This window comes from Synechococcus sp. JA-2-3B'a(2-13) (assembly GCF_000013225.1).
Taxonomy (GTDB): domain Bacteria; phylum Cyanobacteriota; class Cyanobacteriia; order Thermostichales; family Thermostichaceae; genus Thermostichus.
This window is the reverse complement of record NC_007776.1, coordinates 2,763,816-2,777,929: the sequence shown is the minus strand read 5'-3', so window position 1 is coordinate 2,777,929 and position 14,114 is coordinate 2,763,816. Positions and strand designations below refer to the sequence as shown.

The window sequence follows — 14,114 nt, the reverse complement described above, 5'->3', positions numbered from 1 at the left end:
GGTCTTGGTAGAGATTGTCAGTCTATAACGCCGCGCGCTGCCAAAAGCGAACAGCATTGCCCGTTCGCGCTAGCGGGACGGAGTCCAAGGTGACTCGCTATCTACTGGGACAGCAGTGCGGTTCCCGGTAGGGTGCCGGAGGCATAGCACTGTCGCGTCAGCGGTGCGGAGCACTATGATGTGGGCGGGATCCCAACCGGACAGCCATGCAACCCTTGCACATCTTGCTGGCAGAAGGCAACCCTCATCTGTGCAGCTTGCTGTGTTGGCATTTGCAACAGGCCGGACACCAAGTTTGGGCAGCAGAGACCCTTCGCCAGGCAAAGACCCTGCTGCAACACCAGCCCATTCACCTGCTGATTTTGGATGCGGAGCTGTCCAACCGCGGCGGGCTGCAATTGTGCCGGTGGGCCCATCGCCAATGTGATCTGTTAATTCTGCTACTCTCCCACCGGGGATCCGAGGCGGATATCATCGCCGGCCTGGAGGCAGGAGCGGACGATTACCTCACCAAGCCCTTCAGTATGCAACTGCTGGATGCCCACCTTCTAGCCTTGGCTCGGCGGCGACAGCGTCATATTCCTCCCACCTTTCTGCAGTATGGGGATCTCAAAATTGACCTGGTGCAACGGCGCGTCGCCTTGGCTGGGGAAGAGATCGACCTCACGCCCCAGGAGTTTAGCCTGCTGATGGTGCTGGTGCAGGCGGACGGGGATCCCGTCTCTCGTCTAGAGCTACTAGAGCGAGCATGGCCGGATTCCACCGATAACCCTCGCACCGTCGATACCCATATCCTCTCGTTGCGCAAAAAGCTGGAACGGGATCCGCGCCAGCCCAGCTTGATCCACACAGTGCGCAATGTCGGCTACTGCTTCGGTCTCAACCCCCCGCTGCCTCAGGAACAGAAAACCGTTTCAGTGGCTGCAGGCGTTTCGGGATCTGGGCCTCAGCGGCAGCGTCGTGGAGTCGCAGCGTCAGGGGAGGCACCTGCAAATCAATCAATCAAATCCCGCTAGGCAGATTGCGCAGGATCCCAGTCGGGATTGCTCAGTTGCAGCAGAGACCGGCGCACCCGCTGCTCCAGAGCCAGGTTGTGATGTTGGCGGCTGACCTGCAAAGCTGCCTGCAAATCCGAAAAAGCTGTCGCTTTATCCCCCATATTCCAGTAGGCCAGCCCTCGTCCGTACAACCCATACTCGTCGGAGAGGTCGATGCGGTTCATGTCCGCTTCCAGGCGAAAGGCCCGCTCGTAGTCGTCCAAAGCAGCTTTGATCTCCCCCAGCGCATAGAGAAGGTTGCCCCTGATGTAGAGAACGTTGGGCTGTTGGGGTTCTATTTCTAGGCTGCGGCTGAGGTCGGCAATGGCCTCGTCAAAGTAATCACCACAGGCGTAGGTCACCCCCCGCTGGTAGTAGTGGGCTGGGCTGGGATCCCAGTCAATAGCCTGCGACCAATCGGACAAAGCCGCCTCCCATTCGCCCAGGTAGCTGTGCAAACGGGCCCGCTGGGAATGGGCAAGCGCTGAGGTGGGATCCAAGCGAATGGCTTCATCCAGATGAGCTAGGGCCAAAGGCAGGGATCCCTGTTGCATGAGCAGGTTGGCCAAGCTGAGGTGGTGGGGGACATTGGGGTGTAGGCGCACCAGCTCAGCAAACTCCGCCGTTGCTCCCTGGAGATCCCCCTGAGATTGACGAATCAGCCCGCGATAAAAATAGGGTTCTGGTCGCCGCGGGGCCAACCGGATCGCCTGGCCGAAATCCTCCAGGGCCTGGGGAACTTGGCCGAGGGCAAAGTAGGCTTCTCCCCGCAAAATGTAGGCGTTGGCCAGGCAGGGATCCCGTTGCAGAGCCAAGCTGAGCTGTTCAATAGCCCCCAGCAAATCCCGGTTCAGCCACCGTTCTCGACCACGGTTGTAGGCCAAGATGGCCGGACGGGTAAAGGCAGAGATGGCGGCTGCACCCACCAGGCCCATCACTGCCAAAAGACGATCCTGCCGCCAGCTGGCCATGCTCCCCAGCAACAGGGCAACCGCAATCAAAAGGCGCAAACCGGCAGAGTCGTGGGCTCTGAACATACTGCTCTGCACCGCTGTTACGAGCGTATCCTGTTTTTTTAATCTGCTCGCGAGCTTCTCTCTGATTCTGCCCGATTTGGCAGCGAAAAACGCCGAACAGCTCAAGCCCAAAAAGCTCCCGTAGCTCACTTGGATCAAGAGTAGAAAGGGGATCCCCGTGCTCCTCCCAACCCTTTAGCTTGTGGGGGTGTGGGGGTAGCTAAGCCCCGCACTGTACCCGTAGCGTCAGTGTCGGGATACAGAGACCCCCACATGGTGTATGATGAGAGTAGTTGCACAAAACGGCTTTGCCGGAATCTGGTGCAGCTAGGCGGTGGGACATCCCGTGTCTGCTCGCAGAGGGTTCTTGCGTAGGCTCCCCGATGAAGCGAGAAGCCCACACTGTACCCGTAGGGTCAGTGATGGGAGTATGTCACGCCCAGAGCATCAACCGCAGCTCATAGGGATCGTGCATATCGGGGTGAAAGGGCAGCAAGCGGATGGCTAACCCTTGCAAGCCGCTGGCCTCATAGCAAATCTGGCCGGAAAAGATGGCCCGATCCTCCAGCGTCTCCACATAGCGCAGGGAGATTGCCTGTCCTTTCTGAATCTGGCCATCATCCTTGACCGGCCCCTGATAAGCTTGCACAATCACATCCTGAGGTTGCAGGGATCCCAGCCGCACTTCCACCGTCACGGTGAGGGGATCCCTGGCCATCACCACTTGGTCATCCTGTGCCAAGGCAAGGCCGGCAGCGGCAGCTTTCTTCGGGGTTTCGATCTGGACGTTGAGAACCTGGATGTTGTACCAATGCTCCTGCAGGTGGTTTTGCCAACGAACGAACTGGCGGGCCGACTCGAAGTGGTCACGGCGCATGCGGTCGAAGTAGTTGCTGAGAGGAATGTAGGCTCGCTGGACGTACTCCAACACCATGCGCTGCGTGCTGAACTGGGGGCAATTGAGGCGAATCGCCTGCTTCATGCGCTGGATCCACTGATGGGGTAGGCCATCGCTGCCGCGCTGGTAGAAGAGAGGGGCAACCTCTTGTTCCAGCAGGTCGTAGAGGGCATTCGACTCCACCTCATCTTGATAGGCGCGATCCTCATACTCCTCACCGCGGCCAATGGGCCAGCCGGTCTGGTAATAGTCAGCCTCGTCCCACCAGCCGTCCAAAATACTGAGGTTCTGTCCACCGTTGGCTGCCGCCTTCATGCCACTGGTGCCGCTGGCCTCCCGGGGGCGCAAGGGGTTGTTCAGCCACACATCCACCCCGGCCACCATCAAGCTGGTGACATACATGTCGTAGTCCTCAATGAAAACCAAGCGCTGGCGAAACTCCGGCTGCCGCGACACCTGCACGATCTGGCGGATCAGCTCTTTGCCGGGTATGTCGCGGGGGTGGGCCTTGCCGGCAAAGATAAACTGCATCGGGTACTGAGGATGGTTGAGCAAAGCCTTGAGCCGTTCCAGGTTGTGGAACAAAAGGGTGGCCCGCTTGTAGGTGGCAAAGCGGCGGGCAAACCCAATGGTAAGCACCTCCGGGTTGAGGGCCTCAGAGGCCCGTTGGATCTCAGCCGCTGAGGCAGCCCGTTTCTGGAGCTGTTCCATCAAGCGCTCGCGGGTAAAGTTAATCAGGCGGGAGCGGCTGCGCTCGTGGGCCCGCCACAATTCCCCATCCGGAATCCGATCCACCTTTTGCCAGAGGGGATCCGAAGGAGGAGCCTCTGCCCAATCCGGCCCCAGGTAGCGGTCGTAGAGGGCTTGGTTCTCCTCCCCCACCCAGGTGCGGACATGTACCCCGTTGGTGATGGAAGTAATCGGCACTTCTTCCAGCGGGATCCCAGGCCACAGCCGGCTGAACATCTTGCGGGAAACCGCCCCATGCAGCTTGCTCACACCGTTCACAAAAGAGGCCATGTTGATGGCCAGCACTGCCATGCTGAAGGGAGATTGGAAGTCGCCGGTATTTTCCCGTCCCAAAGCCAAAAAGCGCTCCCGGCTCAGGCCCATCTGGCTGTAGTAGAAGCCGAGGTAGTAATCGATCTTGTCGGGCGGGAACAAGTCAATCCCGGCGGGCACCGGCGTGTGGGTGGTAAACATCTGGCTGGACTTGGCCACCTGCCAGGCCTCTTCAAAGCTCAGCCCCTGCTCCACCATCAACAGGCGAATCCGCTCTACTGCCAAAAAGGCGGAGTGCCCTTCGTTCATGTGGTAGACGGTGGGATGGATGCCAAGGGCGCGCAAAGCCCGCACGCCGCCGATCCCCAGCATGATCTCCTGGTGGATGCGCAGATCTTGGTCGCCACCGTACAGCTCATCGGTGATGTCTTGGTCGTACTGGCTGTTGGGCTCGATGTTGGTGTCCAGAAGATAGAGGGGCACCCTCCCCACCGTCACCTTCCAAATGCGGGCGAACACCTTGCGGTTGGGATAATCCACCTCAATGCGAATTTCGCGGCCCTCCGCATCTCTCTGCAGCTCCAGGGGCATGTTAAAGAAATCGTTAACTGGGTAGCGTTCCTGCTGCCAGCCGTCGGGGTTGAGGTACTGGCGGAAATACCCCTTTTGGTAGAGCAAGCCCACACCCACCAGGGGCAAGCCCAGGTCGCTGGCCGCCTTGAGGTGATCCCCGGCCAAAACCCCCAAGCCGCCTGAGTAGAGGGGCAGACAATCGGCCAAACCAAACTCGGCCGAAAAATAAGCGTAGCACTCCCCTTCCACCGCTTGGGCCGAACGATACTTGCGGTACCAAGTGTCTTCCTGCAGGTAGCTCTGCAGTTGTTGGCTGGCCCGTTCCAACTGGGCCAAAAAGCCGGGATCCTCCGCCAACTCATCCAGCCGTTCCTGCCGAATCCGGCCCAGAAGAGCCACCGGGTTGTGGCTGCAGGCATCCCACAGATCCGGATCCATGCGCCGGAATAGGCTGCGGGTTTCTACGTTCCAACTAAAATGCAGGTTGTAAGCCAACAAGCGCAGACTTTCCAGCGGAGTAGGCAGGTAGGGAGTGACCTTAAACGTGCGTAGCGGCTTCATAAAGACTGGGAGGAGCGTTGTTTCCACTGTCAGGCTACCTTGCCCTCAGGCTGAGGGCGTGGCTTTTTAACTTGAATGTCGATTTGTAATCCAGTGGATGCCGAGCTGTAATCCAACGGCTGCTCGAACTCCCTCAGGGCTCTATTTGGGATGGATCCGACTGCGCCCCTGGCCGATACGATCGCTGCCATTGCCACTGCGGTAGTGCCTGAACAGGGCAGCGTGGGGATTGTGCGCCTTTCCGGGTCACGAGCCCTTCCCATTGTCCAAGCCATCTTTACCCCTGCCCGCCGCAACGCAGTCTGGGAGAGCCATCGGCTCCTCTACGGCTGGATCCGCGACGAGAAAGGCCAAATCCTAGACGAAGCGCTGGCTGTTTGGATGCAGGCCCCCCGTTCTTACACCCGCGAAGATGTGGCAGAGCTGCATTGCCACGGTGGCATCATGGTGGTTCAGGCCACGTTGCAACAATGCCTGCGGCAGGGGGCGCGGTTGGCCCAGCCGGGGGAGTTTAGCCTGCGCGCTTTTCTGAATGGCCGCATTGACCTCACCCAGGCCGAGAGTGTGGCCGATCTGGTGGCGGCCCGCTCCCCTCAGGCGGCCCGGATGGCCCTAGCAGGCTTGCAGGGTAAGTTAGGGGGATCCATTCGCGCCCTGCGCCAGGAGCTGCTGGGTTTGTTGGCAGAAATTGAGGCTCGCCTCGACTTTGAAGAGGATCTGCCCCCCTTGGATGTTGCCGCTTGGCAGGCCCGGCTCCAAGCTATACAAACCCAGATCCAAGCTCTGCTGGCCACAGCAGAACGGGGACAACTGCTGCGCACCGGGGTGAAGGTGGCCATTGTCGGGAGGCCCAATGTGGGCAAGTCCAGCCTGCTCAATGCTTGGTCAGGACAGGATCGGGCCATCGTCACCGATCTGCCCGGCACCACCCGCGACGTGGTGGAATCCCACCTGGTGGTAAAAGGGATCCCCGTTCAACTGCTGGACACTGCCGGCATCCGCGCCACCGAAGATCCGGTGGAACGGCTGGGGGTGGAGCGCTCCCAACGCCTAGCCCAGGCTGCCGATGTGCTGGTGCTGGTCATCGACGCCCAAGCGGGCTGGACGGCTGCCGACGCCGCCATCTACGAGTCGATCCGCCATCGCCCCCTCATCCTGGTGATCAACAAAACCGACCTCGCCCCGCCAGAGGGGATCCCTCTCCCCCCCGAGATTGCCCACCGCGTCCCCGCCGTTGCCGCCCAAGGGAAAGGGATCCCGGAGCTGGAAGAAGCCCTGGAGCAGCTTGTCACCCAGGGACGTCCCCAGCCCAATCTGGAGATAAGCCTGAACCAGCGGCAGGCCGCTGCCCTCCAACAAGCCCAAGCCAGCCTGGAACAGGTGGGGCAGGCCATCCAAGCTCAGCTCCCCCTGGACTTTTGGAGCATCGACCTACGGGGCGCCCTGCATGCCCTTGGCCAGATCACCGGCGAGGAGATCTCGGAATCAGTGCTGGATCAGATTTTCAGCCGCTTCTGCATCGGCAAGTAACTCTATAGACTCCTCCTAACTCATACTCATTTTGAGTTTGTGTTACTATGGGCTCAGTTGGGAAGCCGAAGCGGATCCCCGATAATGGAAACACAATTAGGAGATTAGGCATGGTTACCGCCGAGAAAACCCGTTTGTACCCCACCCGGATCGACTTGCCGGCAGAGGCCCGCACGCAACTGGTGGAGCTGCTCAACCAGTCCTTGGCAGACACGTTGGATCTGAAGACGCAGGTGAAACAGGCCCACTGGAACGTTAAAGGCATGCACTTCATCGCCTTGCACGAGATGTTCGACACTTTTGCCAGCACCCTGGAAAACTACGTGGACATGCTGGCGGAACGGGTTACGGCGCTGGGGGGCATCGCCCGCGGCACGGCTCGCATCGTTGCCCAAACCTCCACCTTGCCGGAGTACGATCTGGCCGCTGAAGAGGGTCGGGATCACCTGCAGGCTTTGGCAGCCCGTTACGCTCACTATGCAGCTTCCGTCCGCCGCAACATTGACCGCACCACCGAACTGGGGGATGCCGACACAGCAGACCTGTTCACCGAGATCTCGCGCCAGATTGACAAAGATCTTTGGTTTATCGAGGCTCACCTGCAGGCGTGACGCCAGCGAGGCCAGTCACAGGCAAGTGGATCAAGCAAAATGGGCGTTAACGTTCCCCTCCTGTATTTGGTGGCTCTGGCCAGTATCCTCGGCGTGGCGGGCTTCTTTGTCCTGCGGGAGGTGCTGCGGGTACGGGCCCAGGAAAAGGTCATCCGTGAGCTGCAGCCCCGCCTGAGCAAAGGCAAGGGATCCCCGCAGGAGCACTACGAGTTGGGCAGCGTCTATTTGCAAAAAGGCCTCTACGACCAGGCGGTTGCCCAGCTCAAAAAAGCCCTAGAAGTGGCCGGGGAGAACATTCCCCCCGTCTGCAACGCCCTCGGTTTTGCCTACTTCAGCCAGGGGCAGTACGACTTGGCCATCCGTTACTACAAGGATGCCGTGGCTGCGGATCCCGGTTATGTAACTGCTTGGAACAATCTGGCCCATGCCTATGAGAAGAAAAATCTCTATGGCCCAAGCCTGGAAGCTTACGAAACTGCCCTGAAGTTGGATCCCCGAAATGCCATTGCTAAGCGGCGCTCGGAGTCTCTGCGCAAACGGTTGCAGCCCAGCCCCTGAGGATCCCATCTGCAATTCCATCCGCAGAAATACTCTTGACCGCAGCACAGTTGTCCATAGGAGTTGGCTCTAAAGACTCCATCCTGCCTGTGCAGGCACTTCCTTATCCTCTCAAAAGAAGATTGATAATACTGAAATCTTGAGCGCAAATGTAAGATCCGGTATCGTGTTGCCTGGGCTGGTATTATGTCTTAAATAAAACGAGAGGCCATTTCATGGATTCGCAATCGGTAGCACCTGTGGTTTTGGTGATCCTGGATGGCTGGGGTTATCGGGATGCTCTCGATGGCAACGCGGTGCTGGCTGCGGAAACCCCTGTCCTGGATAGCCTTTGGGCTGCCTATCCCCACACCCTGCTGCAAGCTTCGGGTCGGGCCGTGGGCCTGCCGGCAGGACAGATGGGCAACTCTGAAGTCGGGCACCTGACCTTGGGGGCAGGGCGGGTGGTGCCGCAGGAATTGGTGCGCATCAGCGACGCGATAGAGACAGGATCCCTCTTCCAGGATCCCTTGTTGATGCAAGTTTGTCGCCAGCTCAGAGAGCGAGGGGGCCGTTTTCACTTCGTTGGCCTTTGCTCCGAGGGGGGGGTTCACTCCCACATCGACCATCTCTATGGGTTGCTCAAGCTGGCGGCCCAGGCTGAGATTCCGGCCTATGTCCACGCCATCACCGATGGCCGCGACACTTTGCCCCGCGATGGTGCCAGGGTTCTGGCCGCCCTGGAAAAAGAGCTGCAATGGCTGGGCAATGGCGTCATCGCCACCCTGAGCGGACGCTACTACGCCATGGATCGGGATCGCCGTTGGGAGCGCACCCAAAAGGCCTACGAGATCATGACCCAAGACGGCCCTGGCCGTGGACAAAGCGCCGCGGAGGTGATGGAAGCTTTCTATGCCCAGGATCTCACAGACGAGTTCATCCCGCCCACCCGCCTGGCTCCGGGGGCTGTGCAGCCGGGAGATGCGGTGCTTTTCTTCAACTTCCGCCCAGATCGCGCCCGCCAACTTACCCAAGCCTTTGTCTGCCCAGACTTTTCGGGTTTTCAACGCCCCTTGCTGCCGGCTCTCACCTTCATCACCATGACTCAGTACGAGGCGGATCTGCCGGTGCAGGTGCTGTTCAAGCCCCAGAACCTGAATCACCTGCTGGGCCAAGTGGTGAGCGAGGCCGGCCTCAAGCAATTGCGCATTGCCGAGACGGAAAAATACGCCCATGTCACCTACTTCTTCAACGGCGGCATCGAGCAGCCCTTCCCCGGCGAAGATCGCATCCTGGTGCAAAGCCCGCTGGTGACCACCTACGACCAGGCGCCGGAGATGTCGGCAGTGGAAGTGACCGACAAGGCGATAGAGGCCATCGCCCGCCGCGAATACAGCCTGGTGGTGCTCAACTATGCCAACCCCGACATGGTAGGTCACACCGGCAACTACGAAGCCACCATCCGCGCCCTGGAAACGGTGGATCGCTGTTTGGGCCGGCTGCTGGCGGCAGTGGTAGATGCGGGAGGCACTACTTTGATCCTGGCGGATCATGGCAATGCAGAGCTGATGTGGGATGAGAACGGCAACCCCTGGACGGCCCACACCACCAACCCCGTTCCCTGCATTCTGGTGGAGGGGGAAAGGCGCAAAATCCCCGGCTGTGGCGGCGATGTCAAGTTGCGCTCCAACGGCACTTTGGCTGATGTGGCCCCCACCCTGCTGGAGATCTTGGGCCTGCCTCAGCCCCCCGAAATGACAGGACGTTCGCTTTTGCAGCCGGCAGAATACACCATCCTCCAGCGGCAACCCAGTCCTGTGGGGCGGTAGGTGCCAGGGATCCCTTACTCCGTCACTGGGATCCCTTCTTGGGCCAGCCATGCTGTTAGCTCTCCCCAGTTGCGATAGACAGCCAGAACCCGTGAGCGCTCGGGGTGATAGGGGGCAGCCAAGCGCTCCAACTGCAAAAAGCGGGCCTGGGGAGGGATCACCGCCGCTTCGGGATCGGGGGGAGTGGGTCGGCGCAAGGAGCTGCTGTAGCCGCGGTAGATCAGCACCAGATCAGACTCTCCCTCGCTTTCCACCTCAACCCGCAGCACCTCTTGCGGGTGGTCTTGGCTATAGCGCTCCAAGGCCAAGGGCCAAGGCAGGGCCCTCATGCTTCCAGTTCCCCCTTATCAGTTCCGGGTCGCAGCCGCCAGACAAAGTAGAGGCTGTAGAGCAGGTAGGCCACCAGCCCCCAGGCCCCCACGCTCCCCAGCAGCTCCGGCGATACATTGGGATGGAAGATCTCCCGAAACCCCAGCGGTGGCCCAAACCAAGCCCGGCACTCCTCTGGCAGAGAAGTGCGGAAAGCACAGGGCACAAAGGCCCCCGAAAAGAGGATCCCGGCCCCCATATAACCAGTCAGGCCCCACCGCCAGAGCAAAAAGGCTCGCGCCGCCCAGGTTCTCGACTGCTCGAGAGCAGCACTCCAGTCCCGCCAAAACCAAAGACAAACCAAGATCAACAGCCGCGCCATTGCTCCACTGAGAAAGCTGACGGGCAGGCCCCCAATCATCAGGTACACCGTCACCGCCAAGAGGCTCGATACCCGCCAATAAACGATCAATAGCTGAATCAAGGGCCGCAACCCCACCGCAAAAGCCCAAATCAGCAGCAGCAATGGCATCACCACCGTCAGCGCCACTGCCAAGCGGTAGTCCAGCCAGATTGCATCCACCAGCCAACTCTGGGGAGTCATCCTCACCCTCTGCCACTCCTGCCCCTTAGTATATGAAACCTGGGGGATCCAGGACGGGACACAGAGAGTTACGGAATGTTAACGCCTGCTGACCATCCCCAGCAAAACTTTACACCAGACAGCTTTCAGAAAGTTTTCCATTTTGCCGCTACCGATCCCCGAAAGTGGTAGATTCTTAGCTAGCTCCTCAGAGGAGCATGACTCTAGTCAATAATAAGCTCAACTATACTGAAAATAGTGTATAATATGTTCAGTACAGATTACTACCAGTTGATCTTTCTGTTTACTTTCGAGTCTGCCAACATGGTAGCCAAAGCAAAGCAGAAAATTGGTAGTAAGACGACACGGAAACTGCGCTTTGGGTATTCTACTCAAAGCTTTGCGGGATACCGCCATTCTGTTTGGAAACAAACAGAATGCTATCGCTGCATAGTTGAACAGTGATGTTCAGCAGTGTTCAGCGTAAATGTATCAGTATCCCTGTCGTTCGGAAGGCCAGCTGCCTGTCTGAGCGACCAGCGGAGTCTCCTTCAGACCTTGGCCCAACTTAATCTCATTAAGTATTGTTACTTAATCGTGTTATCTTGGGTTAAGGTCAAACCTTGAGAGGCATGACCTCAAAACCATGGCCCGTTCTTCCAGACTCCTCTCTCACAGTTCTACCCGTTGGAAGGCGACCCAGTGGAAGCCCAGACCACTGCCTCCCTTGGAGAATGCACCTCCTTCTCCGAAGCGGGAGGAAGAGACAGGGGATCCAGTTGCGTCAGAGCCACCCCTTGCCCTGGGGAAGCCCGATTTGGCGAGGAAGGTGAAGGGTGGAGCTAGGGGGGCAGCAGTTGCTGGCAGCGGGAGCTATGAAGCGCTGCAGCTGTGGCTGGTGCTGGTTACCTTGGGGGTAAGTCTGGCCATTGCCGTGGGAGTGGCCCTGGTTTACTCTCTGGGGGTAGCTGCCAACTACTTGCTGGGGGCGGTTGTTGGCGTGGTTTATCTGCGCATGCTGGGCCGCGGCGTAGCGGAGCTGGGCAAAAGCCGCAACCGTTTGGGGGTGACGCGTTTGGCTCTGTTTGTCGGGCTGATCGTTTTAGCCACTCAGGTGAAGTCTTTACAGATATTGCCCATTTTCCTGGGGTTCATGACCTACAAGGTCACCCTGCTCATTCATCTTGTCCAGACCTTGACCCGTTCATCTTCTTCTGTGTGATGCCCATGAACCTGTCCTTCTCCTCTCCTCCTCTTTTGGCAGAACTCGAGGTCGGCCATCACCTTTACTGGCACCTGGGCAAATTCACGGTTCACGGGCAGGTTTTGATCGCCAGCTGGATCGCCATTGCCCTGATCTTGACGGTGGTCATTTTGGGCACCCGTCAACTGCAGCGGGAGCCGGCTGGCCTGCAAAACTTTGTCGAGTATGCCCTGGAATTTGTGCAAAGCATTGCCCGAGCCCAGATTGGCGAGAAAAACTTCCGGCCCTGGGTACCCTATGTCGGCACCTTGTTCCTGTTTATCTTTGTCTCCAACTGGATGGGCAACCTCTTCCCGTGGAAGCTGATTCCTCTGCCGGAAGGGGAGTTGGCCTCCCCCACCAACGACATCAACACCACTGCCGGGTTGGCGCTGCTCACCAGCATCATGTATTTCGTGGCCGGCATCAGCAAGCGGGGGCTGTCTTACTTCAAAAAGTACATCGAGCCTACCCCGATTCTGCTGCCCATCAACGTTTTAGAAGATTTCACCAAGCCCCTTTCCCTGAGTTTCCGTCTATTCGGCAACATCCTGGCAGAAGAGCTGGTGATTGCGGTGTTGGTGTTGCTGGTGCCCTTGTTTATCCCCGTGCCGGTGATGGTTCTGTTCCTGTTTACGGGGGCAATTCAGGCTTTGATCTTCTCAACCCTCTCGGCAGCTTACATTGGAGAGGCGCTGGAAGGTCATGGAGGAGGGGATCACCGTGATTGAGGCCGCTGTTCGGTCGATCCACCTTGGCCCTTTTCGGGAAAATCATCTCAAGGGGGTCAGCGCAAGGGATCCCTTCTCTGGTAAGGTTTGTTGGGGCCGACAAGTTATGCTGAAGGCCGCCGACAAAGGGGTGAGCGAGGTCGATTTACTGAGCCCGGATCATCCCAAGGCTGAAAAGCGCTGTTGCTTTTGTATCGATGGTTTGTGAATGACAAGGAGCATCTCATTATGGATCCGTTAACCTCTGCTGCTTCTGTTTTGTCTGCTGCTCTGGCCATTGGCCTGGGATCCCTGGGTCCCGGTCTGGGTCAGGGGAATGCTGCCGCTGCCGCCATGGAGGGGCTGGCCCGTCAGCCCGAAGCGGAAGATAAGATCCGCGGCAACTTGCTGGTCAGCTTGGCTTTCATGGAAGCTTTGACCATCTACGGCTTGGTGGTGGCGCTGGTGCTTTTGTTCGCCAACCCCTTTGCTTAACTCTCATTGGGGGCGGACTGCATTGATTTACCCATCCGCCCGCCCCCTCACCCAGCTCCATCTCAGACTCAGTTCCTGTTGGGGTTGCAACGTCATGTTCTTTCCAACCTTGTTGGCTGTTGAAGCGGCTGAAAAAGGTGGTCTTTTCGATCTGGATGCCACCCTGCCCCTGATTGCCATTCAGTTTTTGCTGTTGGTGGCAGTGCTCAACTCCCTCTTCTATGAGCCGGTTACGCGGGCTATCGACAGCCGCAACGACTACATCCGCACCACTCAAGCGGAAGCCCAAGAGCGGTTGGACAAGGCGGTGTCGTTGACCCGACAGTATGAGTCTGAGATCAGCCAGGCCCGCTTGCAAGCCCAGCAGGTGATCGCTGAGGCAGAGGCTGCAGCTGCTCGCATTCGTTCCGAGAAACTGGCTGCCGTGCAGGCAGAGATCCAGCAGAAGCTGGAGGCGGCGCGGCTACAGGTCGAGCAAGAGAAGCAGGCAGCCCTCGAACAGCTGCAGCAGCAGGTGGATGCCATTGCCGCCCAGATTACCCAGAAACTGTTGGGCAGTGCTCGTTAGATCGCTGGTTGGAAGTACTTTTGGAGGAGCTTGCGATGCCTGTGTGGAGTTGGGTGGCCGGTTGGATCTTGGCTGTGGCCGAGACCACGGAGCTACTCCCAGAAGCCAAGGCAGGAGAGGGGGATCTCTTGGCCAAGATTCTCGAGAGCAACCTGATCAACATCGCGATCATTCTCACCTTGCTGTTTATCTTGGGTCGCAAAGTGGTGGGAGAAGCCCTGGCCAAGCGGCGGGAGGGGATCCTAGAAGAACTGCGGCAAGCGGAGCAGCGCAAGCGGGAAGCCATCGAGAGGCTGGCGGAGGAGCAGCAAAAGCTGGCCCAGGCTCAGCAGGAGGCTGAACGTATCCGCAAGCAGGCGGAAGCCAACGCCGAAGCCCGTCGGCAAGAGTTGTTGGAGCAGGCGGAGCGGGAAGTGGAGCGGCTGCGGGCCAATGCTGAGAAAGAGTTGTCCAGCGAGCAGGAGCGGGTTTTTCAGGAGTTGCGTCGGCAGATCGTTCGCCAAGCCCTGAGCAAGGTGGAGCAGGAGTTGCCGCAGCACCTCAACGAAGAGGTTCACCGCAGCCTGATCGAGAAAGGGATCCAAATGATTGCCCGCTAACTCTCAAGGAGGA

14 protein-coding genes are annotated in these 14,114 nt (G+C 58.8%); 10 read left to right on the top strand and 4 right to left on the bottom strand.

Annotated elements, in window-relative coordinates; all coding sequences use genetic code 11:
* Positions 1-206: 206 nt before the first annotated feature.
* Positions 207-1,016: a response regulator transcription factor gene (locus tag CYB_RS12815; protein WP_011434234.1), complete on the top strand. Its 810-nt coding sequence runs from the start codon at positions 207-209 to the stop codon at positions 1,014-1,016.
* Here the strand turns inward: CYB_RS12815 and CYB_RS12810 are convergent.
* A complete protein-coding gene (locus tag CYB_RS12810; protein ID WP_011434233.1) occupies positions 1,013-2,074 on the bottom strand; it encodes a tetratricopeptide repeat protein in 1,062 nt (353 codons plus the stop codon). The genes CYB_RS12815 and CYB_RS12810 overlap by 4 nt on opposite strands.
* Before the next feature lie 412 nt (positions 2,075-2,486).
* A complete protein-coding gene (gene glgP, locus CYB_RS12805; RefSeq protein WP_011434232.1) occupies positions 2,487-5,087 on the bottom strand; it encodes an alpha-glucan family phosphorylase in 2,601 nt (866 codons plus the stop codon).
* 150 nt (positions 5,088-5,237) lie between these two features.
* Between glgP and mnmE the strand changes: the two genes are divergently transcribed.
* The 4 genes from mnmE (at position 5,238) to gpmI (ending at position 9,594) form a co-directional block, all read left to right on the top strand.
* Positions 5,238-6,617, top strand: coding sequence for a tRNA uridine-5-carboxymethylaminomethyl(34) synthesis GTPase MnmE (gene mnmE, locus CYB_RS12800; RefSeq protein ID WP_011434231.1), 1,380 nt, complete (start codon positions 5,238-5,240; stop codon positions 6,615-6,617).
* A gap of 110 nt (positions 6,618-6,727) precedes the next feature.
* Positions 6,728-7,228: a DNA starvation/stationary phase protection protein Dps gene (gene dps / locus CYB_RS12795; RefSeq protein ID WP_011434230.1), complete on the top strand. Its 501-nt coding sequence runs from the start codon at positions 6,728-6,730 to the stop codon at positions 7,226-7,228.
* A gap of 39 nt (positions 7,229-7,267) precedes the next feature.
* Positions 7,268-7,786, top strand: a complete 519-nt coding sequence (locus CYB_RS12790; protein WP_011434229.1) for a tetratricopeptide repeat protein — start codon at positions 7,268-7,270, stop codon at positions 7,784-7,786.
* Positions 7,787-8,001: 215 nt separating this feature from the next.
* Entirely contained in the window at positions 8,002-9,594 is a 1,593-nt protein-coding gene (gene gpmI / locus CYB_RS12785; RefSeq protein WP_011434228.1) for a 2,3-bisphosphoglycerate-independent phosphoglycerate mutase, read from the top strand.
* 14 nt (positions 9,595-9,608) lie between these two features.
* Here the strand turns inward: gpmI and CYB_RS12780 are convergent, their stop codons facing one another.
* On the bottom strand, positions 9,609-9,923 hold the full coding sequence (locus CYB_RS12780) for a hypothetical protein (RefSeq protein WP_011434227.1): 315 nt from the start codon (positions 9,921-9,923) through the stop codon (positions 9,609-9,611).
* Positions 9,920-10,507, bottom strand: a complete 588-nt coding sequence (locus tag CYB_RS12775) for a DUF3177 family protein (RefSeq protein WP_011434226.1) — start codon at positions 10,505-10,507, stop codon at positions 9,920-9,922. The genes CYB_RS12780 and CYB_RS12775 overlap by 4 nt, the downstream gene beginning before the upstream one ends.
* A 796-nt stretch (positions 10,508-11,303) precedes the next feature.
* On the opposite strand from CYB_RS12775, the gene CYB_RS12770 reads away from it, so the two are divergent.
* The 5 genes from CYB_RS12770 to CYB_RS12745 all read left to right on the top strand — a co-directional run bounded on the left by CYB_RS12770 (position 11,304) and on the right by CYB_RS12745 (position 14,101).
* Positions 11,304-11,708, top strand: coding sequence for a hypothetical protein (locus CYB_RS12770; RefSeq protein WP_238376806.1), 405 nt, complete (start codon positions 11,304-11,306; stop codon positions 11,706-11,708).
* A gap of 5 nt (positions 11,709-11,713) precedes the next feature.
* Positions 11,714-12,460: a F0F1 ATP synthase subunit A gene (gene atpB, locus CYB_RS12765; protein ID WP_011434223.1), complete on the top strand. Its 747-nt coding sequence runs from the start codon at positions 11,714-11,716 to the stop codon at positions 12,458-12,460.
* Positions 12,461-12,688: 228 nt separating this feature from the next.
* The gene (atpE, locus tag CYB_RS12755; protein WP_011430931.1) at positions 12,689-12,934 is read left to right on the top strand and encodes an ATP synthase F0 subunit C; all 246 of its coding nucleotides are present in this window, start codon (positions 12,689-12,691) and stop codon (positions 12,932-12,934) included.
* Positions 12,935-13,028: 94 nt separating this feature from the next.
* Entirely contained in the window at positions 13,029-13,502 is a 474-nt protein-coding gene (locus tag CYB_RS12750; protein ID WP_011434221.1) for a F0F1 ATP synthase subunit B', read from the top strand.
* A 35-nt stretch (positions 13,503-13,537) separates the two neighbouring features.
* Positions 13,538-14,101 carry a F0F1 ATP synthase subunit B gene (locus tag CYB_RS12745; RefSeq protein ID WP_011434220.1) on the top strand — a complete coding sequence of 188 codons (564 nt, stop codon included), beginning with the start codon at positions 13,538-13,540 and terminating at the stop codon, positions 14,099-14,101.
* Positions 14,102-14,114 lie beyond the last annotated feature (13 nt).